Here is a 1,482-nt window from a genome sequence, read left to right as displayed (position 1 = left end):
GTTTAATTCCAAAATAATTGGTGTACAGAAAGCATGCATCTGGTTCAATATCAAAATCTATTACCGGATCAAATTGCTTATCAATTGAGTAAAACTGATGTTTAATACCCAATTTTGTGATAGGCTCAAGCAAAACATCACAAGTAAAGTAGGGTATATATATTTTTGTGTATCCTTTTTGCCTTAGTATATACTCTAAAGCATTGCGTCCGGTATTTAAATGAATAAGATTTGGATAATATTCATTACCATGGGGTAACTCGAGCTCTAAATATCCACCAATGGATTTTAAAGGAGTTTTATTTTTTTGCATAGCCGTAAGTTAGATGATGGATAAATTAAGACTTAAGTTAACCCTGGTCGCATTGGTACATCCTTAAATGTGCCGGTTGATAAAATTCATTTAGGTTTTCAGGTGTACGGGAATTGTACCCTATAACCTGGCGCAACTCGGAGTTGAGGTGTGATACAAAATCATAACCTAAAAACCGGGGATAATCCATTTGCTGTTTTAAAAACGGTCTGGTAAATCCTATTGTTAATGCTCTACGCGGCTCAAGTGTAGTATTTTCGCCGGCAGCATGCCAAATATTCGAATCAAACAAAATAATACTTCCCTTAGGTACAATTGCCCTATCGGCATTATTAAAAAAGTACGTTGCATCAGGTCGTATTGCTGATTTATGTGATCCCGAAAGAAAATAAGTTGCACCGTTTATTAAGGTAAAATCATCGAGTGTAACAATCATCTGTAACAGTAATTTTGTGTCGTTCATGAATGTCCGCACATCGCGGTGCATGTTGCTTAGGTATGGATGCTCATATTTAGCATGAATAACCGCATTCATCCCATTTAATATATAGTTGCCACCCAAAAATTGCGTGATCTCTTCATCACAGTACATATTTTGGAGAAACGAAAGACTGAAATTACTTCTCTCCAGTAAATGATGCAGTGTGCCGTCCATATTGGCACTTATGCCGTTTCTTTCCTGTATGGCTCTTCTTTTTATGTATGCATCGGTCAAATCCTTATTTATTGTATAAACAAAATCAGGATGTACTACATTTTCGTATACAATCCACCCATATTCGCGCATAGTATTACTGAAGTCGGTGACGTTTCTTTCATAATAATTCAATCGATTTTTCATAACATTTGATTATATTATTTTTTTCATTTCCAGTTATTTTAACTTCATTATGCTTAACATATCATGGTTAACCAGGTTCACGTCAAATTTCTTTCGGGCTAATGCAAGTCCATTTAAACCATAGTTATAAATAGCATTGCTGTTATTTATATAAAACTCCATTTTTGACATAAGGGCTGGTATGTTTTTAACAGGAATTAAAAATCCGTTTTGAGGCGATACAGGTTCAACTGTTTCTCTGCAGCCAACAGAATCACTTGTAATAATTGCCCGCCCCATTGCCATACTTTCAAGTAAACAGCGGGGTACGCCTTCACCATAGTATGAT

At 35.6% G+C, this 1,482-nt stretch carries 2 protein-coding genes and 1 pseudogene; all 3 read right to left on the bottom strand.

Features of this window, described 5'->3' with window-relative positions:
• A pseudogene (locus AC1DQW_RS27615) lies at positions 1 to 313 on the bottom strand (hypothetical protein); the annotation flags it as partial.
• Positions 314 to 350: 37 nt separating this feature from the next.
• Positions 351 to 1,154: a phytanoyl-CoA dioxygenase family protein gene (locus tag AC1DQW_RS27610; RefSeq protein ID WP_477457007.1), complete on the bottom strand. Its 804-nt coding sequence runs from the start codon at positions 1,152 to 1,154 to the stop codon at positions 351 to 353.
• A gap of 33 nt (positions 1,155 to 1,187) precedes the next feature.
• On the bottom strand, positions 1,188 to 1,482 hold a 295-nt coding region (locus AC1DQW_RS27605; protein WP_477457006.1), incomplete at its 5' end, for a glycosyltransferase.

It is taken from the genome of Mucilaginibacter sp. P5_A4 (genome assembly GCF_056400605.1).
Note: the sequence above shows the minus strand (reverse complement) of the source record. Positions and strands in the feature narration are given on the sequence as shown.

Bases quoted from the DNA above. Each gene is read 5' to 3' on its own strand.
- AC1DQW_RS27610 (WP_477457007.1), bottom strand. From the start codon at position 1,154: ATGAAAAATCGATTGAATTATTATGAAAGAAACGTCACCGACTTCAGT.